Here is a 25,242-nt window from a genome sequence, read left to right as displayed (position 1 = left end):
TAACTGTAATTAGATTAGTGAAAAGTTGTAGAATAAACAGATTTCTTTGCTTCAGAGGGAGTTTTCACTCCCACTGAAGCAAAGAAATCGTTATCCAGGGACGTAACTTCTCTTTACTCCCATTTTGAAGAAGATGGGAGTATTAGAGCTGATAGTCATCGGATAAAACAAAAAGCCAATGCTTAAGACTATAAGCTTGGCTTAAATTTTAATATAAAATCCAAAATACCGGTACTCTAATTTTGAAGCCTATCTCACGATAGGTGGGTGTCCTCACAGATGTCTCAATCGCCCTCAATGCCGTGAAAAGGATTCACAAGAAGGTACATTTCCTCATTTAAATATTGAACTCCCTAAAATTAAATGTAGGTTCAAAATAAGAGCTTAACGCATATTCCAGAAATTTAACTTTTTATTTATTAGTCATTTCCTTGGTGTGAGATTATAATATCATATTTTAGTTTAATGTACAATATATTTTTTTATGGTAAATTAATCCTTTGATGTTTTACTTTAATTTAAGGTAAATACCATGATTTGTATATATTTAGTAATTTTGATATAATGAAATTGTTGAATATTTATGTTTTTTATTTATTATATTCTAAGGTAGCAACTTAGTTATATGAGGTAAAAACTTAGTTATATAATGAAATTACATAAATATTCATATAACTTATCTTAGTATAACAGTAATAAATATAAGGAGAGTATTTATGGAAAATTTGGATAAGCAACACAGTGGCAAAGGTACTGTTATTATATTCTTTATAGTATGTTTTGGAGTGACAGCACTAATGGGATTTTTAATGGCTTTTGCATATTCTAAAGGGGCTGTAGGTGCATTTCCCCTTGTACAAATGTATTACCCAGCCATGGGAGTTATGTTGGCATTCTTATGTAACAAGGAAATAAGAACCAGGGCACCTAAAAAGTTTTTTGGAGTATTTTTGATTTTCTCAATGGTATCAGTAATTATACTTTCTATACAGACCTTTACTGGATATGGTGAGCCAGAGATTGTAGCTGGAATATTAGTCACAGCAGGAAGTTTTCTGGGACTTATTATGCTAGGTATTGAAGATAGCGAAACCAGGGCAGAGTTTGGACTTAGCATAAAAAAGAATGGTAAGAAATCATTATTCTATATTCTTATTTTTGTTGTACTTTACTTATTAGCAAATTTAATATCCTGTGCTATAAGTGGATCCCTTGATGATTTTTTTACATACTTTAAGTATCCGACTATTTTTAAATTACTTCTGCTTTTACCATTAAATTTTTTATTTACTTATTTTCTTTTCTTTGGAGAGGAATACGGATGGAGGTATTTCTTACAACCAGTACTTCAGGACAAGTTTGGTAAAAGATGGGGTGTACTTTTACTTGGAGTAATTTGGGGACTTTGGCATTTCCCAATAAATTTATTTTATTATAGTCCAGAGACCTCTTTTTATAGCATAGTTATTCAACTTATAGTTTGTATATGTTACTCTATTTTCTTTGGCTATGTATATCTTAAGACGGAAAATATTTGGGCTGTGTCCATGATACATTATTTAAACAATAATCTTGGTTTTCTACTCTTTGGTGCAGATGGTTCAAATGCTGTAATTAGGTGGCAAGATGTCATAATTTCACTTGTGATTTTTGGTATTATTTATTTACCATTCTTAGCTACAAAAGAATATAGAAAGAAAACTCATATTTCAGAAGACATATCTAAGTAAAAAAATAACAGAAGCCAATGCTTAACATTATCGAGCATTGGCTTGAAATTTTTAATAAGTATATCCATTAAAGCTTGTTTTACAACTACTTAAATATTTCATGGTTTTTACTAAGAAAACTATACCAAAAATAAATATCGCTAACACATATAAGATATTTATTACAGGTATAAATACTACTATAAAAGCTAATATAGTAGCAATAGTTAATTCTTTATATTGATTCCATCTATTATCAGCTTCTTCAGCTAACACATGCTTATCATGATTGTGAAGCATTTCTTTCATACCCATGAATAAATTGTATATTACATATAAGGTTAATATTAAGGAAGCTAATCCTACTAGAATACCAAATGGTCCTAAAATTCCAAAGGTGATACCACTGTTATTGTTTTTAACTTCGTATATTGAAAAAATAGAAAGTATTAGGGTAAAGATATTTAATGTTGAAGCCTTTGAAAAATGCTGGCTATGCTCTTTAAGTTGACTAAAGGCCATAGCAAATAGTATAAATCCAATTACATCGGGGAGTATATCAAAACCACAAATTCTAAAGTCTAAAGATATAAACAAGAATCCCCAAAAAAAATTATTTAAGCCCTTTTCTATCATTTTATGCACCCCTTATTATTTTTTATTAACTATAGCTGTACCCCTTTCTATTTCCATAAGTATATGGAAATATTCTCTTACTTATATTAAATCATATGTAATATAGTATGTAAATAATGTTTAAAGTTACATTGTTAACCATAGGATTCATATCTGCTTTATATTCATGTCTACAGCTAGTTGTAATATGGTATAATATTAAAGCAAGTTTACATAAGGCTTAAGTAAAAAGCCTATTTATAACCTAGCCTAGGAATAAGTTAATAGTAACCAGGGGGAACAAAATGAACATAAAGTTAAAGGATTTATTTGAGAAAGAAATTAATAGAGATATAAAAGGTGTAATTAAGGTAGGTCAATGTGACCAGGAGAATATAAAGCAGGAACTTGAAGAATACGTGGTTACTGATGAGCTAGGGCGCCATTTTAATGAATTTTTTGAAGCATATAGCAGAGGCATATTAGATAGTACTGATAGGATTGGAGTATGGATTTCAGGATTTTTTGGTAGCGGTAAATCTCATTTTTTAAAGATTTTATCCTATGTTTTATCTAATGAAACCATAGGAAATAAAAGTGCTTTAGATTATTTTTATAGTAAGGAACTACAGGATTCTACCCTAAGGAATATGGAGCTTATAAAGAACCAATCTACAGATACTATCCTTTTTAATATAGATTCTAAGTCTGACTCGAATTCAGAATCCCATAGGGATGTTATTGTTAATGTACTTAATAGGGTTTTCAATGAAATGCAGGGTTTTTGTGGATCTATGCCTTGGATTGCTGATATGGAAAGACAGATGACTGAAGATGGGATATATGAAGATTTTAAAGAAGTGTTTCATCATATATCAGGAAAACCTTGGACTCAGGGCAGGGAAGATTTTTATTATGAACAGGATGCCTTAATAGAGGCTTTATCAAAGGCTACTAAGATGAGTGAAGATGCTGCAAGAAACTGGTATAGTAAATGTGAAGAAAATTATTCTTTAACTATAGATAAGTTTTCTTCTAGGGTTAGGGATTATTGTGATTTAAAGGGAAATAATCATCATGTGGTATTTTTAATAGATGAAATTGGCCAATATTTAGGAGAAGATACTCAGCTTATGCTAAATCTTCAGACAGTGGTGGAGGATTTAGGTAGCAAATGTGAAGGTAGATGCTGGGTTATTGTTACATCTCAAGAGGATTTAGATGTTTTTACTTTAGGTAAAGGCAATGACTTTTCTAAGATTCAAGGAAGGTTTAATACAAGATTGTCATTATCTTCTGCTAATGTGGATGAAGTGATTAAAAAACGTATTTTGAGAAAGAAAACTCAGGCAATGGAGATGCTACAAAGTCTATATGAGGAGAGAGAATCTTTTATTAGAAATCTTTTAACCTTCACCACAGATACTGTGGACATGAAATTATATAAGGACATGGATAATTTTGCACAGGTTTATCCCTTTGTACCTTATCAGTTTAACTTATTACAACATGTTTTTAATGGCATAAGAAGCCATGGAGTAGCTGGAAGAAGTTTGTCTAAAGGCGAGAGAAGTTTACTGGGAGCGTATAAGCAAGTTGCAGTGGAGTATATGGACAAAAACATAGGAACCTTAGTTCCATTCTCAGCTTTTTATAGTACTATAGAAACTTTTTTAGACCCTTCTATTAGAACAGTTATTGGTTATGCTGAAAATAATGAAAAGCTAAATAGCTATGATGTTAAAGTCCTTAAATTACTATTCCTTATAAAATATGCCAGAGGAATAAAGGGTAATATTGATAACTTATCTACTCTTTTAATAGATAATATAGAATCCTCAAAGAAAGAAGTTAAGGAGCAGGTGCAAGAGTCATTAAGTAAACTTATAAGAGAAACTTTGGTTGAAAAAAATGGTGATGAATTTGTATTTTTAACAATTCAGGAACAAGAGGTAAATAAAGAGATAAAAAATATGACAATTGATAGTGGAGAGATTGCTCAAAGGATAGGTGAGATAGTTTTTGAACATATATATGAAAATTCTAAGTTTGCCTATTCTAAAATTTATTCTTTTAGTTTTAATAAGTTAATAGATGAAAAAGTAAGAGGCACTAAAAAAAATCCTATAGGAATTAGGATTATAACTGCTAATTATAATTTAGTAGAAGGGGTTAATAAAAATTATCTTAAAGAATTATCTGATAGGGAAAATAATGTGATAATTGATATATCAAACCAGGATAATTATATAGAGGAAATTGAAAATATACTTAAAATAGAGGGATATTTAAGGCTTAAAGGTACCCTAATATCAACTATTCACATGGAGGATATTAAGACTAAAAAAACTAAGGAAAGAGAACTCAGGTTAAAAAGGGCTAAATTCTTAATAGAGGAAGCTTTAAGGTGGTCAGAGATATATGTAAGTGGCTCTCTTTTAAATATTAAGGTAAAAGGTTTGGTGAGTAGAATCAATGAGGGATTAAGAACCCTTGTAGATTCAAGGTTTAACAAAATAAACTACATTACAGAGTTTATAGATAATAGTAGGGAGCTATATAATATAGTGGAAGCTGATACTCGTCAAAGAACTATAGAAGATAATGAGGAAAATAAATTAGCCTTGGAGGAAGTAAATAATTATATATTAACTAGTACCATGAGAAGTATTAAATTAACGGTTAAAAGCATGTTAACTAAATTTTCAAGTCCACCCTATGGTTGGAAGGAGCTAGATATTCAAGGTATACTCCTGAAGCTATTTAAAAAGCAATATATAAGTATTATATATGCTAATGAGGTAGTGTCTTCTAATAATAAGGATATAGTAGATTACCTAGTTAAGGGAGAGTATGAAGAAAAGGTTATAGTTATTAGTAGAGAAAAGGTACCTAGTAAATATATAGATGCAGCTAGGGAGTTAATTAAAGAACTCTTTGGAGGAGGCACTATACCTAATGATGAAGAACTTCTAATGAAGTATTTCAAAGAATTAGGCAAAGAAGAATTAAATAAGATTAAGGATATGACTTTTAATTATTCAATAAATAAAGGTTATCCTGGAAAAGAAATTGTGTTTCTAGGTGAAAAGTTATTTCAAAGTATACTTAATATAGATGATATCCAAGAATTTTTTAAGTATGTCTATGATTTAGAAGAAGAATTCCTAGACTATATAGATTATGTTGATAATATAAAGGGATTTTTTTATAGAAAAGAAAACAATACAGTTGACTTAAATGAAAAGGGAGAGCAGAGAATAATCTTTGATGCTGCTATAGACATCCTTAATTCCTTTGAAGAAAATAAGGAATTTATATATGATTCTGAAATAGAAGGACTAGTAGAAGAACTATATGGTATTTTAAGGATGAAAGATCCATATAACAGGATTCCTCAGCTACCACCACTTATAGGAAAGTATAATAATAGAGTGTTAGATCTATTAAATAAAGATATAACTCCAGCAATAGAATTTATTAAAGCTTGTAAGGATGAAGTGATAGAAAACTTGAAGGGCTATGATTTCTATAATGAATTTGAAGGTAAAATCAATGAAAGCTTCGAAAACCTTACTAAGAAAACTCTATGTTCAAAGAGTTTTCCAGTTATCTTATCAATGTATAAACTTGGAGAGAAACTAAAGTTAAGGTGGTTAAATGAAATTATTAAAGAAACTGGAATAGAAAACATTGCTAAAGTACTTAGTGTTAGGGAATTGGTTAAGGATGAAAAGAGTATAAAAAATCATGAGGACATAGAATTATTATTAGAAAACTTAAGAAAGCGATTAAAAGAAGAGTTTAAGGAAGATACAACAATAAGATTAGTTTAAAACATAAGAAAAGCTGAGGAAATTTCCTCAGCTTTATTTTATCTATGACACTTGCTAGCCTGGGAGCAACCTGAGCAACCACAGCCACAACCGTCACCTTGAGATTGTTTCTTAAATTGTTTTACTGATACTAATATCATAGCACCTATAACTACAGCACCGATTAAAAATGTTGCCATAGTAACACCTCCTTTATAAAAAGATTAAGCGTCCAACTTGATATATTATTAAGGAAACCACATAGGCTAAACCTGTTTGATATCCTATAGCGATAAATGTCCATTTCCAAGAGCCCATTTCACGTTTTGTAGCACCAATAGCCGCAAAGCATGGAGCAGCTAGTAGGGTGAACGCCATGAAAGAGTAAGCACTAACTACATTAAATAGTTGTCCCATAGTTGAAACTAAGTTAGGGTCACTTTCTGTTAGTTCAGCACCAAGTCCGAATAGTACACCAAAGGTAGCAACTACATTTTCTTTAGCTAAGAATCCTGTTACAGTAGCAACGGCAGATTGCCAGTTACCAAATCCTAGAGGTGCAAATATAGGAGCTATTACGTTTCCAATGGAAGCTAATATACTATCTTGCGCGTCTACCATTTGTAAAGACCAGCTAAAGGATTGTAAGAACCATACAAGACCAGAAGCTACAAAGATTATAGTACCAGCTTTTATGATAAAGGCTTTTCCTCTGTCCCACATGTGAATAAGAAGGCCTTTTAGGCTAGGTATTCTATATTGTGGCAGTTCCATAACAAAAGGAGCTGGATCACCTTTGAATAGCTTAGTTTTCTTAAGGATTATTCCTGAAAGTATAACCATGGCTATACCTAAGAAGTACATTGATGGTGCTGCCCAAGGTTGATTAGGGAAAAAGGCACCAGCTAGTAGCGCAAATACTGGTAGTTTAGCACTACATGGAATAAATGGAGTAAGCATTATAGTCATTTTTCTATCTTTATCATTTTCAATGGTTCTGCTTGCCATAATAGCAGGAACACTACAACCAGAACCTATTAACATAGGGATAAAAGATTTACCGGAAAGTCCAAACCTACGGAAGATCCTGTCCATGATAAAAGCTACACGAGCCATATAACCACAGTCTTCTAGTAAAGATATTAAGAAGAATAATACCATTATTTGTGGTACAAATCCAAGAACGGCACCAACACCACCGATAATACCATCTACAATTAGTCCATGTAACCAGTCAGCTACCTGCATATTCATTAACCAGTCAGAAACATTCCCTTGAATGAGCTCAGCAAAAAGGGTGTCATTTACCCAGTCAGTAGCTATAGCTCCAATAGTAGTAACTGCAATATAATATATACCTAGCATTACTAGTGCAAAAATTGGAAGGGCAAGCCATCTGTTAGTCACAACTTTATCTATTTTATCTGAAGTAGTTAAATTAGAATTATTTTTCTTCTTAACACAGGAGGTAATTATTTTACCTATGTAGTCATAACGTTCAGTGGTAATAATACTTTCTGCATCGTCATCAAGAGATTCCTCATAGTTATTAATTAAATTATATAATTTATCTTTTGTATTGTTATCTAGTTTTAAATATTCTAGAACTTTTTCATCTCTTTCAAAGAGTTTAATATAAAACCAACGTGGATTTTTTATTAAAGAATTTCCTTTTAATAGTTTTTCTATGTTACTTATAACTTCTTCTGTATCCTTACTAAAGGTATTTAATAAGGTAACCTTTGGAGTACTTTTACCAATTTCTACAGCCTTATCAGATAATTCCTTTAGACCTTTTCCCTTAAGGGCAGAGGTTTCTAATACTTCACATCCAAGTGTTTTCGAAAGCTTTGAAGTATTTATCATGTCTCCATTTTTATTTACTACGTCCATCATATTTAAGGCTATAACTACAGGAATTCCAAGTTCTACAAGTTGAGTTGTTAAATAAAGATTTCTTTCAATATTTGATCCATCAACTATATTAATAATCACATCTGGTCTTTCATCAATCAAGAAATTACGAGTTACAACTTCTTCTAAGGTATAAGGTGATAGGGAATAAATCCCTGGTAAATCAACGATAGTTACATCCTTATGTCCTTTTAATTTTCCTTCTTTCTTTTCTACAGTTACTCCAGGCCAGTTTCCTACATATTGTGAACTCCCTGTAAGTTCATTGAAAATTGTGGTCTTACCACAGTTTGGGTTTCCAGCAAGAGCTATTTTTATACCCATTTTAATCCCCCCTAAATGTTAGCCAATGCTAACTTACTAATGAAAAATATACAGAGATTTAACTCTGTGAAAATTTTAGATTTAAAACTATTCAACTAATATTTTTTCAGCATCAGATTTTCTAATAGAAAGTTCATATCCTCGAATAGTTATCTCAATAGGATCTCCTAAGGGAGCTATCTTCCTAAGATGAATAGAAGAGCCTTTAGTAACTCCCATGTCCATAATCCTACGTTTTACAGCACCTTCACCTTGAATTTTAAGTACTGTAACAGTCTGTCCTGGCTTTACATCCTTTAATGTATTCATAATTACCTCCTAAAATAATTCCTATATAATAATCCTATTTGCCATAGATTTATCTATTGCAATACGGCTATCTTTAACATTAATAATTATATTTCCACCTAACTCTGAAATAAGAGTTATACTTTCGCCTACAATAAATCCTAGGCTTTTTAAAAATCTCACCGTTTCTTCTTTACCATTAATTTTCTTTATAAAAACTTTTTCTCCAGATTTGGCCATAGTAAGTGGCATATAAATCCCTCCCTTAAGTATGCACAAGCTAACTAATATTGAAAAACATAAGTTAGCTTTAACTAACCTATATTTTGAGTTTACTATAAATGATTTATGATGTCAACTGAAAATGAGAATAATTTTCATGTATTGGGTTATTTTAAATAAGTAAAGAATAATTTTGGAAAGTTGAATGAATATTTAACCTATGATAAAATAGGTTAAAAGAAACTATACAGGAGATTATTATGAAAATACATGAATCCGGAGAAAATTATTTAGAAACTATTTTATTACTTCAGAGAAAAAAGGGATCTGTACGTTCTATAGATATAGCAAATGAATTAGGTTATACAAAGGCTAGCATTAGCAGAGCCATGGGCATACTGAAAAAAGCTGAATATATAACCATGGAACAAGGAGGGGAGATAACTCTCACAGAAAAAGGAATGAAAAAGGCCAGTGAAATATATGAAAGACATACTCTCATCACTAAATATCTCATGGACACTTTAAAAGTATCTAAAGAAGTAGCTGATGGAGATGCCTGCCGCATAGAACACATTCTAAGTAATGAAGCCTTTGAAAAAATGAAGGAATTATATAAATAAAAAAATTGAGCATCCACTTATATTAAAGTGGATGCTCAATTTTTGTGAGAGATAAATTAATCTAGTAGGAAGTTTCATAGAGATAGTGTTTTTAAAAGTCTCTATGAAATATTTCAGTTTTGTTTTCATCTTTGTAATCTTCTATGGTGAATATGCCAATGGCATCTAAGATTCCATTCATTACTGGGCTATCGTAGGCAACTTTATATTTAGAGTTATCTGCAAAGGTATCTACGGCAATTTTAGAATTATCTTTAGGGACAATAGCTTTTGGCCCACCAACGCATCCACCTACACATCCCATTCCTTCAATGAAGTTTCCTTTTATAATACCTTTTTGAAGATCTTGTAATATTTCCTTACATTCTTTTATTCCGTTACCTTGAATAGGAGTTACAAGTTTATATTTTTCAGGGAACATTCTTTCTATGCAATCTTCAATGGCAATTGAAACTCCACCGGTACGTGCATAAAGCCTTCCACCTCGTGATGCATATTCCATGGAGGTAGTGCCTTCAAGGGTTTCTGGAACTACATTAAAGGCTTCAAAAATCTCTTGTAATTCTGCAAAAGTAAGAACAAAATCAATGTCACCAATCAAGTCAGGAGATTTAACTTCTGCCTTTTTTGCTACACATGGTCCTATAAATACTACCTTTACATCTGGGTTTAATTTTTTTAACACCCTACCAGCTGCAATCATTGGAGATACAGTAGGAGATGTATGTGGCAATAAATCCTTATATACTTTTTTTATCATGCCAACCCACATAGGACAGCAGCAAGATGTAATCATAAAATCAGATTTTGTTTTAACGTGAGCATCAAATTCAATGGTTTCTTTAAGGGTAAGCATATCTGCAAAGAATGCTACTTCCACCATATCAGTAAATCCAAGAGATTTAAAAGCAGTTCTAAGCTGTTCAATGGTGCTATCTCCAAATTGACCCATTATAGCAGGGGCTACAGCAGCTACTACAGGAGTATTTTCCTTTAAAAGTTTAGCAAGAGGCATAAATTCAACAGTATCTAGAATGCTTCCAGTTGGACATCCTTCCACACAGAACCCACAATCAGTACATTTATCATTATCTATATAAGTACACTTAGTTTTTTCATCATATAAAATAGCATCAAAGGGGCAGCTTTCTTGACATTTTGTCTTTCTATCACAATCTACTTTACACTCCATTTTACATAGTTTAATTTTATTAACAATTTTATGATCTGATTCATAATTATTTATGGCTTTTTTTAAATCTTCTATGTAATTATTACTAAAGGACAAATTCACTCCACAGAGAGAAGAAATTTCCGCAGCTAAGACTTCTTTATCAACTGTGTTATCCTTTAATAATTCTTCAATAACATTCTCTAATTTATCATTATAGTAGGCATTGATAAGGGTTTTAAATAATTCACTATGTTGTTTTTTCATAACAGCACATCCAATCTTAAAATATTTTAGTCTTCATATATTTTATAATAATCATCACCCCAATATTTTGCTATAAACTCATCTCTTCCAGATATATTTCTATCCTTTTTATATTCTGTAGGATGGGTTTTATAAAATTCTTGATGATATTCTTCTGCTTCATAGAAGGTTGATGCCGGAAGAATCCTAGTAACTACTTCTTCGGGGAATCTACCTGAATCATTTAGAACTTTTTTAGATTTTTCAGCAATTATTCTTTGATTCTCATCCATGTAGAAGATAGCAGCAATATAGGAAGAGCCTCTATCTTGAAATTGACCTTCATCATCCGTTGGATCTATCTGTCTCCAAAAGGCATCTAAGAGCTTTTCATAGGAGATGATAGTAGAATCATATATAATTTTAATAGCTTCATAATGACCTGTACCTTGAGATTTTACATCTTTATAGGTAGGGCTTTTAAGTTCACCTCCAGTATACCCAGAAGTAACACTTATAATTCCATCTAATACATCAAAAGGGGATACCATGCACCAAAAGCAGCCACCAGCAAATATAGCAGTTTTGTAATTTTCACTATTAATATTCTGCATTTTCAATTGCCTCCTAAATTTTGTTTTTAATTATATATTACCATATTTTAAAGAAATATATAGTAATTATAGTCCATATGAAATATAAATAATATGACAATATATGAAAGTTAATCATTTATTAATTTAGATTTATATCCATATATGGTAAAATTGAATATGGATGCGTAGGGCTTATCTTATGTTTAGGAGGGAATATGGATTACAACAAATTTAACATAGAAGAAAAATATGATAATTATAATAATATAACCAAGGTAGAAGCTGAAAAGATACTGTTAAAATTAGATAGTGTGATAGATCATGATAAAGGATATGATTATTACATATTAAAGGGAAAGATGCTCCTTAAGCTGGATAGAATGAAGGATGCTTTTCATACCTTAGAAAAGGCTATGACCTTTAATAAAACTGATGAAGTTTATGACCTTTTATCCTTTGCCTATTACGAGGAGGAAGATTATGAAAAAGCACTTTATTATATAAATTTATCCTTTGGAATAACAGTAGATGAATATATTTATAATCATAAAGGAAAAACTTTAGAAAGATTAGATAGGTTTGAAGAAGCTTTCGAAACCTATTATGAAGGACTTAATTATGCTCTCTCTAGTTATAGTAGTTATGGAGATGTAGAGATATTTGGTGAAAATTTAGCTAGACTAGGGGGAATTTTAAAAAATCAATATTTAGATAACATAAAGAAATTTATAAATATAAGAGATTATTATAATCTTTATGAAAACTATATGAAACTTCTTCAAGTTATTCTTAAGGAAGAAGAAAACGATCACTATCATAGTAGTTCTGAATATGTAAGTGTAAAATATCTAGAGTTAGTTGAAGAAGGAAAATATATTTTAATTGATAATGATTACTTTTTAGGGATGATTAATATATATAAAATTCTATATCAAATAGAAAGCAATTCAGAGTATGAGGATAGGGAGTACATTAATAAAACCTATATAGATAATAAGGTGAGGGACTTTATTGATGCTGTTATGGAAAGAACTTCACTTACTAAGGATGTAGATATAATTTTAACGGTTTTAAATGAAGTTATAGGCATTAAAAATAGAGATTACTATGATTACTTGTATCATAAAGGTTTTATTTTTATGAAACTAAAAAGATATGATGAGGCATTAGAAGTATTAGATGGCATAACTAGAGATAAGAAATCACCTTATAATATAAAAGTTCAAAGCTATGAGTGTATAATTAAAAAAATGTATGAAGCTGAAGATATATATAAGGGAAATTATGATGAGTATAAAAAAAGTATGTCAGATCTCCTTAGAGATGAAATTCATAGGATAAAGGAAGATGAATATTTAACTTTAGATGATAGATGTGACAGAATAATACACAACTGCAAGAGGGCTATTAATTTAGAACTAGATAATGATTTTTGGTATGATTATATAGAAGTGTTATCTTTGGAATTAGGTGAGGAATATGAAGTTATTGTAAAAAACCAATCAGTATACAAAGTGATACAAAATTATAATAAAGCCATAAATATATATGATAGGCTCATTGAGGTGAAAAGTGATGGTCCCCATGGGTATTATAGAAAAGGAAGGGCAATTGTATTAGTGTTGAGACTTTTAAATAGCTCTAAAACCTCCTTAAAGGATTTAGTTGGAGTTCATAATTTAGACTGTTTTTCTTATTCAGAGGTTATATATAATCTTAATAAGGCTATTAGTTTAAAAAGTGACAATGGTAAATACTTTAACCTTTTAGCAAGAACTCATTTTGAGATTGGGGAATATGAGAAGTCCATGGGATATATGGAACAAGCACTTACCCTAGCACCTAATGATTTATATATGAATTTAAATAAGGTGTGTATTTATATTAGAAGATATAAGTACACAGAAGCAGTGGATTATTTATTTAAGATGTCCTATAAAGATATGAATAGAGGTACCGTAAGAAAAACTTTTCTTTCAAGAAAGGAAATTCTTAGTTTCTTAATGGGTATATTTAATTTATATACAAGGCAAGATAAAATTTACTATATAATAGCCTATTATTTTTATGCTATAGTTGATTTTCAATATGATAAAGCCTTAACCTTTATTAATAATGCTATTGAGATGTCTGATGATGAAAGATACTACTTGCTTAAAGCTAAAATATACTTTAAAGATGGAAAGTTTAAAGAAGCATTAAAGTGTGCAGAAGAAGCTATAGTTATTGACGATCATTATGATGAAGCTTTTCTTATAAAAGAAAAATGTAATGAAAAATTAACAGATAATTAGTATATAAATATTGTAAACATCTAGGATTGAAATAAAGCCTAGGTGTTTTTATTTATGAAGAAAATATATTTATAATTATAAAAATATAAAACATTGTATAAAAATGTATTTAATGGATAACATAGTTTATGTACATAAATTGTTACATAAATTCTTAAATGAAAAAAGAAAGGAGGAATAGTGTGAATAAGAAAATTAATAGATCTAAGAAAAAGGGATTTACCTTAATTGAGTTACTAGTAGTTTTAGGGATAATCGGTGTATTAGCCTTAGCAGTAGCACCAACAATGGTATCTAAGGTTAGTGAAGCTAAAGAAAAAACAGATGTTTCAAATGCTAATGCCATAGCTATGGCAGTTAAAACCGAGATAATAGAGGGAGATATAAAAGCTTCAGGACCTATTGATGAAAGTGATATAACGGAAATAGGTAATAAATATTTTGATGGTAAATTTCCAACATCACAATCTTTAAAAACTAATTTTACTGTAGCTTTAACTAATAATGTAATTACTGTTACAGCTGGAAAAGGAACACAATTTTACCCTGAGTATATATTAGGAGCGGATGATAAAGATACAGAATAATAGATATATAACCTAGTAAATTAATCTTAAAATATATCTAGATAATACATAATTAATGATCTGAACCCTAATAAAACGATATATTTTACAAACTTCTATAATATATAAAATATAAGAGAGTGGATTTTAAACATTTTTCCTATTAGCTATTCCTGAAAGTAGTTCATAGGAAGGTGATGCAATTATTTTCCGCTCTTTTTTTATTGGCATAAGTTACGAAATTAAATTTTATATTAAAATTTATTTATGTAATATATGTTATAATAGAATATATATTCTATTATATACTAAATTAAACTTAAGGAGAGCATACAACCTATTTGTAATTGAACTTAAGCACAGAGGAGGAATAAAAATGAATGTTATTAAAGCAGAAGATTATGAAAGTATGAGTAGAAAAGCTGCCAATATAATTTCTGCTCAAGTTATACTTTACCCAAACTCTGTATTAGGACTTGCCACTGGTTCTACTCCGTTAGGAGTATACAAGCAGTTAATTGATATATACAATGATAGAGAATTGGATTTTTCAAAGGTACATAGTGTAAATTTAGATGAATACTATGGTTTGGCACCAGACCATAATCAAAGTTACCATTCTTATATGAAGAAAAATTTCTTTAAACATATTAATATGCCGTCAAATAATATTAATATACCTAATGGACTCGCTTCTAATATTGATTTAGAGTGTAGTAGATATGATAAATTAATTTCAGATTTTGGAGGCATTGATCTTCAACTTTTAGGTATAGGTCATAATGGACATATAGGGTTTAATGAACCGGGAGAAGTCTTTGAAAAGAACACTCATAAGGTTAAGTTAAATAAAAGGACTATTGATGCTAATTCAAGATTCTTTAATAGTATTGAAGAAGTGCCTAAGTATGCCATTACTATGGGAATAAAGGCTATTATGCAGTCAAAAGGAATTCTTTTAGTAGTAAATGGAATTAGTAAGGCGGACATTTTGTATGAAGCTCTTTTAGGAGCAATTACACCAAAAGTTCCTGCTTCAATATTACAATTACATCCTAATTTAACTGTTATCGCAGATAAAGATGCTCTTTCTACCATTGAAAAAAAGGCGAAAATTTAATTTATAAAAGGAGTGATTTTTATTTAAAATCACTCCTTTTAATATAGGCAAATTAAATTGTTAATACTATTTTGTTATGAAAGCATATTTTGGAAGACCGTTTTCGTATTGAATTTTTGGTTCTCCCATGATTAGAGGTAGTGTATACTCATAAGCTTCTTTAGTTACATTGTTACCTTCTTCATTGATCCATTCCTTAGGGAAATATTTTATTGAGTTTGCTACCTTTGAAGTGTGCACTGCAAAGGTTTCTGATTTATATGGAGCATTAGAAACTCTCTCAATACCTATCATATAACCGCTTTCACCTTCTGCAGAGTATTTTAATGCAGCAAATCCACAATTAAAGGCTTCATCAATATCAGTTTGAGAAGCAAAGTGCATTGCGCAACGTTGCATAGTTGAAAGTTCTATGGCTCTTACTTTTTTGCAAACTCCATTTTCAGTGATTACATTTTTGATATAACTACAAACTCCACCTAATTGAGCGTGACCAAATTTATCTAGACCAGTACCACCCATTTCACCAAGGAAAGTACCATCTGCAGTTCTTATTCCTTCAGAAACTACTACAATTACAGAATTTTTTTCTTCTAATTTTTTAGCCACATCTTTTAAAAATTTAGCTTCATCAAAGGCAACTTCAGGAAGATAAATTAAATCTACCACTGGTTTTCCATTTAATGTAGCAATACAAGAACTTGCAGCTAGCCATCCTGTATCACGGCCCATTGCCTCTATAACAAATACATTTTTTGCAGTATAAACACTAGCATCTAGTTTGTTTTCTAGGGCTATAGTTGATATAAACTTAGCAGCACTTCCAAAACCAGGAGTATGATCCATTACTGGAAGGTCATTATCTATGGTTTTAGGAACTCCAAAGAATTTTACAGGAAGGTTATGCTCCTTTGCATAGTTACTAAGTTTATGAACTGTATCCATGGAATCATTTCCGCCAATGTAGAAGAAAGTATCAATTTCATGCTTCTTAAAAATCTCAAAAAGTTTTATGTATTCTTCTTTGTTATCTTCATAGGTTTTTAATTTGTATCTACAAGATCCAAGTCCTGAAGATGGTGTATAAATTAATCTGTCAATAACTTCACTGTCAATCTGAGAAAGATTTATTATATTTTCATTTAAAATTCCCTCAATACCGTTAATTCCTGCATATACATTGTCAAAATAGTGTAGTTCTTCATTTGCTTTAAATACTCCCATTGCGCTGGCATTTATTACAGATGTAGGACCACCAGATTGAGCTACTATACAATTTTTCATATATTTAACACTCCTTTGTATTGTGTAGAGATATCTACACTTATTATTACATCTTTTTAATTATAATATAAATTATAATTACTAACAATTAGTATAATTAAATAGACATTGTATTAATAATATATAAGGTATGAAATAATAGTTTTTAAATAGTTAAATATATAGAATAGGTTATCTTTAATTAAGATAATATAAGACTTTTTATTCGTATAAATGGTATAATATTCATATATTTAAAAAGCAAAGGAGAAAAGATTATGAAAATGTATCCCGTTGAATTAGATAATAAATATGGTTATATAGATGAAAGTGGAAAAACTATAGTTCCTTTTATTTTTGATTTTGCCGATGAATTTGAGGATGAAATGGGCTTTGTAGAGGTAGATGGATTATGTGGTTTCATAAATAGACAAGGGGATTATATAATAGCTCCCAAATATGATGATATAAATTATTTTAATGAAGGCATGGCTTTAGTTGAGTTAAACCATAGATATGGATATATAGACTTACAAGGCAATGAGGTAATAAAAGTAAAATATGAAGAAGGAAAAGGATTCACTGAAGGACTTGCAGCAGTGAAAATATTAGGAAAGTGGGGATATATCAATAGACATGGCAATATGATTATACCACCTACCTTTGATGATGCTAATGAGTTTGAAGAGAATGGCCTCGCTATAGTTAGAAAAGGTGAGAACTATGGATATATAAATGGGGAAGGTCAGTGTATTAGCGGATTTATATATGAATATGCTAACAATTTTAATGAGGGTTTAGCCAATGTGGGATTAGAAGGTAAAAATGTATATGTGGATGAAAACTTTAATATAAAGATAGAAGGAAATTTTGATTTTACTAACGAATTTCTTAATGGCCTTGCAGCTGTATCCCAAGATAATACATGGGGATATATTAATAATTCTGGTGACTTTGTTATTGAAAAAAGATACAGCTGGGCAGATAATTTTAATACAGATTATGCAGCAGTTTCCATAGAAGATAAATATGGATTTATAGATAGAAATGGGAACATAATAATACCTATAGAGTATGATAATGTTCTTGAGTACAGTGAAGGTCTATTTTCTGTTGAAATTAACGAGAAGTGGGGTTTTATAGATTTAAAAGGTCATATAGTTATAGAGCCTAAATTTCATGAAGTAGATAACTTTTACAATGGAATATGTAAGGTTATAATAGATGAAAAAGAAGGATATATAAATAAAGAAGGAGAATTTATAATATAGATAATAGGGATAGAATTTTAATATTTATGGTAATAAATAACTTGTAAATTCGTAATTTAATAGAAGATATAGTCTTAGAATTAAGGGGGATATAATATGAGTATAATTGATTTACATTGTGATACAATTTGTCATTTAATAGATAATAAGGATATGGAATTAAAGAGAAATCATCTAGCTATTGATTTAGAAAAATTAACAAAAGGTAATTCCTTAGCACAATTTTTTGCCTTGTTTATTGATCTTAATGAGCATCCTAAGGCATTTAATAGAGCCATGGATATGCTAAATAAATTTTATGAAGAATTAGAAAAAAATAATCATGAAATATCTGTAGCAAAAAATTATGAGGATTTTAAAGTGAATAAGGAGGAGGATAAAATATCAGCTTTCTTGACCATTGAAGAAGGTGAAGCTATAGAAGGCTCTCTTAAGAATTTAAGAAATTTTTATGACCTAGGAGTTAGACTTATGACATTAACCTGGAATTATGAAAATAGTATAGGTTATCCAAATTGCAGAGAAGAGTTTCGAAATAAAGGGTTAAAAACCTTTGGATTAGAAACCCTTGAAGAAATGAATAGGCTAGGCATGATTATTGACGTTTCACACCTATCCGATGGAGGGTTCTATGATGTGGCAAGATATAGTAAGAAACCTTTTGTAGCATCACATTCAAACAGTAGAGCTGTATGTAATCACAGCAGAAATTTAACTGATGATATGATTAGAACTCTCAGTGAAAAGGGGGGCATAACTGGCATCAACTTTGAAAAATCTTTCTTAATAGAAGGCGGAAGTAAAAGTGCTGTTGAAGATATGGTTAAACATATAAATCATATTTGTAATGTTGGGGGTATAGATGTACTATCCCTTGGTAGTGATTTTGATGGAATAAATCCTAAAAACCTAGAAATTAGTAATATGGGAGAGATAGATAAACTCATAACTGCATTACAAAAAGAAGGATATCATGAAAGTCATATAGAAAAAATATTATATAAGAATGCTTTGAGAGTAATAAAAGAAGTTATGTAGTACAATATAATTTATAGAAACTTTTATATTAAATTATATGACTATGGCTAAGTCCCTAGATAATAATTTATCCTTCAGAAGGAGGAAAACGCCTTCTGAAGGAAATGTAGATAACATAAAAGGAGTGAGGTTATGGAATATGAAAAGTTACAGAACAATATTTCTAAGGGAGAAATATTGTTAAAAAAGGTAGATATAGACGGTAATATTTGTGGAGAGTTTGTTGAATTTACAATTAGCCATGTTTATGAAAATATAGGTGAAGATGATGTAAAAGGAATTTATACCTTCCCTATACCAGATACTGCTGTTATTTCAGGTTTTGAAGCAAATATAGGTGGCAGTGTTATAAAAGGTAAAGTAGAAGATAAAAAAGAAATAGAGAAAATTTATGAAAATATTGGAGAAGATTCAGGAAGTAAACTTATATTAGAAGAACTAAATAACAACTATTTTAAAATGTCAATTGGAACAATTTTAAAAGGTGAAACTGTAGTTATAAAGATCTCTTATATTGAAGAGCTAGTATATGAACATTCCAAGCTTAAGTTAATTATACCTAAGATTGTACTCCCAGAAAATCCATATAATGAAGAACAAAGTCAACAAGAAGACTATAAATTATCTTTAAATCTATTAGTAGAGACCTTTGAAAGTGCTAAATTTTCTTGTAATACTCATAAAATTCAGGTAGAAGAAGAAGAGGATGATGATAGCAATTTATACAAAATAACCCTTCAAGGTGAAGCGCAAATTCTGGATAGTGCTATGACAATTTATTTAGAGGAAAATTCCAGTGAAACAAGTGGAATTATATATGAGAATTATAGCGAAGACAATGGAATTGTATATTTGAGATTTCTACCTGAAATTGAAGAGGATGTAGAAGAGAAAAATGGAAACTATATATTCCTTATAGACATATCAGAATCCATGGAAGGAGATAAGTTAAAGGAGGCCAAAACTGCTTTACACTTATGTCTTAGAAATTTATATAAAGGTGATACCTTTAACATAGTTGCTATGGGTGACACCCTAAAGCATTTTTCAGAGAGTAGAAGAGTTGAATTTAATGATGAAAATTTAAAGGAAGCATCTAAGTGGATAGATAAGTTAGCTTGTGAAAATGATGCTAATATATTTGATGGAATAAAATATGCCTTTTTAAATGAAGATAAGGGAGAAGAAAATACTATCATTTTATTTACTGATGACGTAGTGGATGATGAGAAAGATATCCTTGATTATGTAGAAAAAACTTGCGTAGGAAGCAGAATTTTTCCTTTTGGAATAGATGCCTCTGTTAATACCTATTTCATCAATAAAATAGCAAGAATCACCTTTGGAAAAGCAGAATTTATTAATAGAAGTATTAGAATAGAAGATGTAATCTTAAATCAGTTCAATAGAATAAGAGGACTACAAATAACAGATATTGAAATTGATTGGGGTGGAATGAAGGTTGAGAAAACTTACCCTAGAACCATAGAATATATGTATGATGGAGAACCATTTTCAATATTTGCTAAGATGGATGGGAATCTAGAAGGTATTGTTACTCTTAATGGTATGGTTGGAGATAGAAGAATACAACGAAGAATAGTTCTAACTAAATTAGACTTAGAGGTTAATGCAAATTTAATTGAAAAGGTTTGGTATAAGAAAAGAATAGAATCTTTAGAGAATAGAATCGTCTATGAACGTGGAGAAGTTCATGAGGCTATGAAAAATAAGATTATAGAGTTATCTACTGACATTGGAATTATAAGTGATGAAACATCCTTTATTTTAATAGAAGAAATTTATGAACCTGTACTGGGAGGAGTTATGAGAAAATTCTTACCAGTTAACATAGATTTCAATAAGGGTGATACAAATATAATTTCTCCGAAGTTCTACTATAGTCAAAGTCTAGATGAATTGCAGTTAGAAAATTTAATGGATGAGGGTATAGATAAATCAGAATTCCTACGTGTGTTAGCAACACAACAATTAGCAAGTGGTGCCTTTGGTAAATCTGTAGAGGATACTAAAATAGATAAGGTTATATATACTGCTAGAAGTATAGTAGCTTTTACTCACCACGGTGAAGGTATAGAAATATATAAAAATCTACTAACTAAAGCTGTAGTATATCTTGTGGAAAATTATGAAGAATTTGTAGAGGATGAAGATGTACTAATCTTGACATATGTTGCTCTTAAATCTTTTGCAGATAAGGTAATAGTTAAAGATAATAAAAAGACAAGGCTTTTAAATGCAATAAATTCCTTAGAAAGTCATATTGAAGAATTAAATATTGATATAAGTAAGATTAATGAGGAAATATTAAGAAGTATAGAAGGCGCAAAAGAAAAAGATCAATTAAGCAGACTTATATATAAATCAATAAAATATTAAGTTAGTCTGTGTTAAAATGCTCTAAATATTAGATAAGCGCTGAGCATGTAATATAATTATAATGCATGCTCAGCATTTTTATAGAAAAATCTATTTAAGGAAGGTAGTACATACTTAATGATTGACACTGAAGTTAACAAAAATGATAAAGTGAATATGAGAGATTTTATAAAGAAAGATTTTTGCAGAAGACATAAAATTATTGTGCTAAATTCTATAGATATTTTGACATTAGAAAATATTTCTAACCTTATAAATATATACGATGGTTATGTATTAAAGGGGTATTTAGTAAATGCTATACCAAAGGGTATTAAAGTATCCTTATCCAATAGGATGACTTCAAGTGGTGGAAAGACTATCTTTTCAAAAAGAGGAAGAGAATGTACCTATGAGATTAGAATAAGTAATAGAGTCATAAAAGAATATATAGAAGATAATAGAAGTAAATTTGTATGTGGAATAGAAGCTAAGGATGCACTAGAAGCTCTTATGCTTATTTTAGAGCATGAGCTTTGCCATGTCATAGAATTTAGTGAGTATGGAAGCTCTAATTGTAAAGGTGAAAGATTTAAGAATCTAGCCTTTAATTTATTTGGACATACAAGTAGTTATCATGAAATATTAAAGAGTAAAGATGCCTTAAATAAGACCATAAATAACTCATTTGTTAAAGGACAAGTTGTTCAATTTAAATACAAAGGTATATTGTATGAAGGAATAATTAGCAATATTAATAAAAGAGCTACAGTGATGGTGAAGGATATAAAGGGTACATATAGAGATAACCATGGATTGAGTTATTCAAAGTGGTACATACCGCTAAAATTACTTATAAATAAGGAGTAGAAAGATATGATTAAAGCAATACTGTTTGACCTAGATGGTACAATAATAGATACCAATGAATTAATATTGACTTCCTTTAATTATGTATTAAATAATTATTTAGGATTAAATATAGGAAAGGAGGAAATTGTAGAATCCTTTGGTATACCACTTAAAGATGTATTGAGTGAATATGATAAAGAGAGAGCTGATGAATTAGTTGATGAATACATAAGATACTGTCTTAATTGCCATGATAAATACATAAAATCTTATAATCACGTGGAAGATGGGCTATTAAAGCTAAAAGATAAGGGATTAAAATTAGCAATAGTTACATCTAAGAAAAGGGGAACAGCTTTAAGAGGACTTAATTGTTTTGATTTAGAGAAATATTTTGATGTAATAATTACTCCAGAAGATAGTAGGAAACATAAGCCAGATGGTGAACCAGTGTTAAAAGCTTGTGAAGTCTTAAAAGTTAACCCGAGTGAAACTATAATGGTAGGAGATAGCCATAATGATATATTATGCGGAAAGAATGCAGGAGCAAAAACTTGCCTAGTAAATTATACTGCACTAAATATAGAAAAGATTAAAGCACATAATCCTGATTATATAATAGATAAAATTGAAGACATTATAAAGTTTATTTAATATTATAAGTTTTTACTGCAAAAAATAATCATAAGTATCATTGTCATAATTGAAAATGTCAAAATAAAAAAGTGTAAAATTTAAATTTAACTTATTATGATAAATAAAATTATTTAGTAAATAGAAAAACACCTATATATGTAAGATTACAAATATTTACACACGAAAAAAAGATTCCCTATGATTAATATTAACATAGGGAATCTTTAAAGCTATCTATATATACGATTTCTTTTTTTTCTGCGTTTTTTGTTTATTTTAGATATTATTAGTATTACTAAAGATGCTATTATTATTAATACTAATAGAGCTAATACATAATAAAGGATATTACTTTTTATTATATCCATATTGGATAGTCCAGAATATATATCATATTGTTTTTCATATCCCTTTATATTAACAGTAGCTTTACCAATAGATTTATCTTTACTTAAAGTCCAAATATTTACCTTACCTACTTCAGAATTAAATTCTGGTTCTAAGTCTGTTGGATATAATGAAATATCCTCATGAATAGTAACTGGAACTTTAATTGCTTTTTTAGGTCCTATAAGAGGTAAAATTTTATATTCCATAGTAACTTCTGAAATTTCAGTGTTCTTAGCTTTGAAGACTTCTTTTTCTGCATTGAAGCCATAATTGGCTAGGTTTGTAGTATCTTCAAAAACCTGAGTGTCTACTGGAAAATTATAATCTGAACCTAATACCACCGTTGCTAAAGTATGTCCATTCCTTTGATATAAAGCTGCTAAGCATCTTCCTGACTTTTCTGTATAACCAGTTTTTCCACCAATGTTTCCATCTATACCTATAAGTTTATTTCTATTTTCAACTATTGATGATGGTCCATTAGTAGATTTTACTTCTGATTCCTTTTTAGACATAGTTTCTCTAATCCACTCATTACTGTAAACTGCATTTAATAATAGGGATAAATCATATGCTGTAGTATAGTGATCATCAGTGTTATCATCAAGGCCATTAGGTGTTACAAAATTAGTATTGGTCATACCTAAAGCTTTAGCTTTTTCATTCATCATTGTAATGAACTTTTCCTTTGTTCCACCAACATTTTCAGCAACCATATAAGCAATATCATTACCTGAATAAAGAAGTAGTATGTCCATAGCATCTTTACCGGTAAATGTATCTCCAGGTGTTACTGGATGAACATTAAGTCCATAAGAATAAGGCTCTTCTTTTAAGGCTGCAGCTGGATAAGTAAGTAAATCGGTTTTACTTTTATTTTCAGCTAATAGTAAAGCAGTCATCAGCTTAGTAATACTGGCTGGTTGTTTCTTTTCATCGATATTTTTAGAATAGATTATTTCCTTTGTTTCTAAGTCCATAACAATAGCAGAAGTACCAACGATTTCAGGTTGAGTTTCTGCAATGGCTATAGTTGAGAAAGAAAAGGTAAATACTAAAGTAAAAAATACCCATAATGATAAAATTCTCTTTTTCACAAGTCATCTCTCCAATTTTATATTTTAGAATTAAATAAGTCCTATCTAGTATAACATTTACTGTAATTTTCAACAAGGACAAAGAAAAAATATGTTATTAATAATATGTTATATTTTTATTATCTAATATTGTGGTATGCTATATATAAGATATTTAGAAGGAGCAGTGAACTGATGACAAATATAAATATTGATAGAATAAATGATATTTTTAAAGATAGGGAGTCCACATCTATACAACCTATGAAAAAAGCAGCAGTGATGATTCTTTTACAGGTTATAGACGATGAGGTTTATATAATTTTTCAAGTTAGAGCTAAAAAATTAAATAGTCAGCCTGGAGATGTTTGTCTACCTGGTGGAAAGGTTGAAGAAGGAGAGTCTTTTAGAGATGCTGCAATAAGAGAAACCATGGAAGAGATGAATATTAAAAAAGAAGATTTTGAAGTTATTGGTGAAATGGATTATTTCTTATCACCATACCTCATGATAATGCGTCCCTATATCGCTAAACTTAATACAAATAATATTAAGTTTAATACAAGTGAAGTTGATCATATATTTAAGGTACCAATAAAATTTTTTATTGATACAGAACCATTACTATATAAAATGGATATTGGCCCAATAAATCAAGATGGATTTCCCTTTCATTTAATAAACGGAGGTAAGGATTATAAATTTTCAAAGGGGGTATTAGATGAATACTTTTATCAGTGGAATAATTATGTAATTTGGGGTTTTACAGCTCATATTATAAAATCTTTCATTGATATCATAAAATAGTAATTACATCCATATAAATAAGTAAAG

21 protein-coding genes and 1 other RNA gene are annotated in these 25,242 nt (G+C 29.8%); 12 read left to right on the top strand and 10 right to left on the bottom strand.

The annotated features are described in order from the left end of the window. Positions 1-213: 213 nt before the first annotated feature. Positions 214-406, bottom strand: a non-coding RNA gene (gene ssrS / locus ACTNBA_RS09895) — 6S RNA. 310 nt (positions 407-716) lie between these two features. On the opposite strand from ssrS, the gene ACTNBA_RS09890 reads away from it, so the two are divergent. After that, a complete protein-coding gene (locus tag ACTNBA_RS09890; protein ID WP_441073783.1) occupies positions 717-1,730 on the top strand; it encodes a CPBP family intramembrane glutamic endopeptidase in 1,014 nt (337 codons plus the stop codon). Between the two features lie 51 nt (positions 1,731-1,781). Here the strand turns inward: ACTNBA_RS09890 and ACTNBA_RS09885 are convergent, their stop codons facing one another. Continuing rightward, positions 1,782-2,345 (bottom strand): hypothetical protein, encoded by a 564-nt coding sequence (locus ACTNBA_RS09885; protein ID WP_441073781.1) that lies wholly within the window; start codon positions 2,343-2,345, stop codon positions 1,782-1,784. A 284-nt stretch (positions 2,346-2,629) separates the two neighbouring features. Between ACTNBA_RS09885 and brxC the strand changes: the two genes are divergently transcribed. Beyond that, entirely contained in the window at positions 2,630-6,160 is a 3,531-nt protein-coding gene (brxC, locus tag ACTNBA_RS09880) for a BREX system P-loop protein BrxC (protein ID WP_441073779.1), read from the top strand. A gap of 38 nt (positions 6,161-6,198) precedes the next feature. Here brxC and ACTNBA_RS09875 read toward each other — a convergent pair whose 3' ends face one another. From ACTNBA_RS09875 to ACTNBA_RS09860, 4 genes are all read right to left on the bottom strand, one after another. Next, a complete protein-coding gene (locus ACTNBA_RS09875) occupies positions 6,199-6,339 on the bottom strand; it encodes a FeoB-associated Cys-rich membrane protein (protein WP_346884983.1) in 141 nt (46 codons plus the stop codon). 13 nt (positions 6,340-6,352) lie between these two features. After that, positions 6,353-8,377, bottom strand: a complete 2,025-nt coding sequence (gene feoB, locus ACTNBA_RS09870) for a ferrous iron transport protein B (protein ID WP_441073777.1) — start codon at positions 8,375-8,377, stop codon at positions 6,353-6,355. A gap of 87 nt (positions 8,378-8,464) precedes the next feature. Then, a complete protein-coding gene (locus ACTNBA_RS09865; protein ID WP_035131429.1) occupies positions 8,465-8,686 on the bottom strand; it encodes a FeoA family protein in 222 nt (73 codons plus the stop codon). 21 nt (positions 8,687-8,707) lie between these two features. Further along, positions 8,708-8,917 carry a FeoA family protein gene (locus ACTNBA_RS09860; protein ID WP_035131427.1) on the bottom strand — a complete coding sequence of 70 codons (210 nt, stop codon included), beginning with the start codon at positions 8,915-8,917 and terminating at the stop codon, positions 8,708-8,710. A 230-nt stretch (positions 8,918-9,147) separates the two neighbouring features. Here ACTNBA_RS09860 and ACTNBA_RS09855 point away from each other — a divergent pair, with 230 nt between their 5' ends. After that, a complete protein-coding gene (locus tag ACTNBA_RS09855) occupies positions 9,148-9,510 on the top strand; it encodes a metal-dependent transcriptional regulator (protein WP_150845477.1) in 363 nt (120 codons plus the stop codon). A 91-nt stretch (positions 9,511-9,601) separates the two neighbouring features. Here ACTNBA_RS09855 and ACTNBA_RS09850 read toward each other — a convergent pair whose 3' ends face one another. Both ACTNBA_RS09850 and msrA read right to left on the bottom strand, forming a co-directional pair. Then, positions 9,602-10,948, bottom strand: a complete 1,347-nt coding sequence (locus tag ACTNBA_RS09850) for a [Fe-Fe] hydrogenase large subunit C-terminal domain-containing protein (protein ID WP_441073775.1) — start codon at positions 10,946-10,948, stop codon at positions 9,602-9,604. Between the two features lie 26 nt (positions 10,949-10,974). Beyond that, entirely contained in the window at positions 10,975-11,541 is a 567-nt protein-coding gene (gene msrA, locus ACTNBA_RS09845) for a peptide-methionine (S)-S-oxide reductase MsrA (protein WP_441073774.1), read from the bottom strand. A gap of 197 nt (positions 11,542-11,738) precedes the next feature. Here msrA and ACTNBA_RS09840 point away from each other — a divergent pair, with 197 nt between their 5' ends. From ACTNBA_RS09840 to nagB, 3 genes are all read left to right on the top strand, one after another. Further along, a complete protein-coding gene (locus ACTNBA_RS09840; protein ID WP_441073773.1) occupies positions 11,739-13,817 on the top strand; it encodes a tetratricopeptide repeat protein in 2,079 nt (692 codons plus the stop codon). A 182-nt stretch (positions 13,818-13,999) separates the two neighbouring features. Next, the gene (locus tag ACTNBA_RS09835; RefSeq protein WP_346880305.1) at positions 14,000-14,404 is read left to right on the top strand and encodes a prepilin-type N-terminal cleavage/methylation domain-containing protein; all 405 of its coding nucleotides are present in this window, start codon (positions 14,000-14,002) and stop codon (positions 14,402-14,404) included. Positions 14,405-14,759: 355 nt separating this feature from the next. Continuing rightward, positions 14,760-15,503: a glucosamine-6-phosphate deaminase gene (nagB, locus tag ACTNBA_RS09830; RefSeq protein ID WP_441073771.1), complete on the top strand. Its 744-nt coding sequence runs from the start codon at positions 14,760-14,762 to the stop codon at positions 15,501-15,503. Between the two features lie 66 nt (positions 15,504-15,569). On the opposite strand, the gene ACTNBA_RS09825 is transcribed toward nagB, so the two are convergent. Beyond that, positions 15,570-16,787: a 6-phosphofructokinase gene (locus ACTNBA_RS09825; RefSeq protein WP_441073769.1), complete on the bottom strand. Its 1,218-nt coding sequence runs from the start codon at positions 16,785-16,787 to the stop codon at positions 15,570-15,572. 257 nt (positions 16,788-17,044) lie between these two features. Here ACTNBA_RS09825 and ACTNBA_RS09820 point away from each other — a divergent pair, with 257 nt between their 5' ends. From ACTNBA_RS09820 to ppaX, 5 genes are all read left to right on the top strand, one after another. Next, positions 17,045-18,037, top strand: coding sequence for a WG repeat-containing protein (locus ACTNBA_RS09820; protein WP_441073767.1), 993 nt, complete (start codon positions 17,045-17,047; stop codon positions 18,035-18,037). Between the two features lie 96 nt (positions 18,038-18,133). Further along, positions 18,134-19,075 (top strand): dipeptidase, encoded by a 942-nt coding sequence (locus ACTNBA_RS09815; RefSeq protein ID WP_441073765.1) that lies wholly within the window; start codon positions 18,134-18,136, stop codon positions 19,073-19,075. A gap of 132 nt (positions 19,076-19,207) precedes the next feature. Then, positions 19,208-21,475 (top strand): VIT and vWA domain-containing protein, encoded by a 2,268-nt coding sequence (locus tag ACTNBA_RS09810; protein ID WP_441073763.1) that lies wholly within the window; start codon positions 19,208-19,210, stop codon positions 21,473-21,475. 117 nt (positions 21,476-21,592) lie between these two features. After that, positions 21,593-22,324 (top strand): hypothetical protein, encoded by a 732-nt coding sequence (locus tag ACTNBA_RS09805; protein WP_441073761.1) that lies wholly within the window; start codon positions 21,593-21,595, stop codon positions 22,322-22,324. A 6-nt stretch (positions 22,325-22,330) separates the two neighbouring features. Beyond that, positions 22,331-22,960 carry a pyrophosphatase PpaX gene (gene ppaX, locus ACTNBA_RS09800; RefSeq protein ID WP_441073758.1) on the top strand — a complete coding sequence of 210 codons (630 nt, stop codon included), beginning with the start codon at positions 22,331-22,333 and terminating at the stop codon, positions 22,958-22,960. Between the two features lie 212 nt (positions 22,961-23,172). Here the strand turns inward: ppaX and ACTNBA_RS09795 are convergent, their stop codons facing one another. Further along, on the bottom strand, positions 23,173-24,429 hold the full coding sequence (locus ACTNBA_RS09795; RefSeq protein WP_441073756.1) for a D-alanyl-D-alanine carboxypeptidase family protein: 1,257 nt from the start codon (positions 24,427-24,429) through the stop codon (positions 23,173-23,175). Positions 24,430-24,603: 174 nt separating this feature from the next. Here ACTNBA_RS09795 and ACTNBA_RS09790 point away from each other — a divergent pair, with 174 nt between their 5' ends. Next, complete coding sequence (locus ACTNBA_RS09790; RefSeq protein WP_035131399.1) at positions 24,604-25,215, top strand: NUDIX hydrolase; 612 nt, start codon at positions 24,604-24,606, stop codon at positions 25,213-25,215. Positions 25,216-25,242 lie beyond the last annotated feature (27 nt).

The organism is Clostridium sulfidigenes (assembly GCF_052067195.1).
Classification (GTDB): Bacteria; Bacillota; Clostridia; order Clostridiales; family Clostridiaceae; genus Clostridium_J; species Clostridium_J sulfidigenes.
The sequence above is the reverse complement of the archived record's forward strand: the minus strand, read 5'-3'. Positions and strand labels throughout refer to the sequence as shown.

Bases quoted from the DNA above. Each gene is read 5' to 3' on its own strand.
- ACTNBA_RS09890 (WP_441073783.1), top strand. From the start codon at position 717: ATGGAAAATTTGGATAAGCAACACAGTGGCAAAGGTACTGTTATTATA.
- ACTNBA_RS09885 (WP_441073781.1), bottom strand. From the start codon at position 2,345: ATGATAGAAAAGGGCTTAAATAATTTTTTTTGGGGATTCTTGTTTATA.
- brxC (WP_441073779.1), top strand. From the start codon at position 2,630: ATGAACATAAAGTTAAAGGATTTATTTGAGAAAGAAATTAATAGAGAT.
- ACTNBA_RS09875 (WP_346884983.1), bottom strand. From the start codon at position 6,339: ATGGCAACATTTTTAATCGGTGCTGTAGTTATAGGTGCTATGATATTA.
- feoB (WP_441073777.1), bottom strand. From the start codon at position 8,377: ATGGGTATAAAAATAGCTCTTGCTGGAAACCCAAACTGTGGTAAGACC.
- ACTNBA_RS09865 (WP_035131429.1), bottom strand. From the start codon at position 8,686: ATGAATACATTAAAGGATGTAAAGCCAGGACAGACTGTTACAGTACTT.
- ACTNBA_RS09860 (WP_035131427.1), bottom strand. From the start codon at position 8,917: ATGCCACTTACTATGGCCAAATCTGGAGAAAAAGTTTTTATAAAGAAA.
- ACTNBA_RS09855 (WP_150845477.1), top strand. From the start codon at position 9,148: ATGAAAATACATGAATCCGGAGAAAATTATTTAGAAACTATTTTATTA.
- ACTNBA_RS09850 (WP_441073775.1), bottom strand. From the start codon at position 10,948: ATGAAAAAACAACATAGTGAATTATTTAAAACCCTTATCAATGCCTAC.
- msrA (WP_441073774.1), bottom strand. From the start codon at position 11,541: ATGCAGAATATTAATAGTGAAAATTACAAAACTGCTATATTTGCTGGT.
- ACTNBA_RS09840 (WP_441073773.1), top strand. From the start codon at position 11,739: ATGGATTACAACAAATTTAACATAGAAGAAAAATATGATAATTATAAT.
- nagB (WP_441073771.1), top strand. From the start codon at position 14,760: ATGAATGTTATTAAAGCAGAAGATTATGAAAGTATGAGTAGAAAAGCT.
- ACTNBA_RS09825 (WP_441073769.1), bottom strand. From the start codon at position 16,787: ATGAAAAATTGTATAGTAGCTCAATCTGGTGGTCCTACATCTGTAATA.
- ACTNBA_RS09820 (WP_441073767.1), top strand. From the start codon at position 17,045: ATGAAAATGTATCCCGTTGAATTAGATAATAAATATGGTTATATAGAT.
- ACTNBA_RS09815 (WP_441073765.1), top strand. From the start codon at position 18,134: ATGAGTATAATTGATTTACATTGTGATACAATTTGTCATTTAATAGAT.
- ACTNBA_RS09810 (WP_441073763.1), top strand. From the start codon at position 19,208: ATGGAATATGAAAAGTTACAGAACAATATTTCTAAGGGAGAAATATTG.
- ACTNBA_RS09805 (WP_441073761.1), top strand. From the start codon at position 21,593: ATGATTGACACTGAAGTTAACAAAAATGATAAAGTGAATATGAGAGAT.
- ppaX (WP_441073758.1), top strand. From the start codon at position 22,331: ATGATTAAAGCAATACTGTTTGACCTAGATGGTACAATAATAGATACC.
- ACTNBA_RS09790 (WP_035131399.1), top strand. From the start codon at position 24,604: ATGACAAATATAAATATTGATAGAATAAATGATATTTTTAAAGATAGG.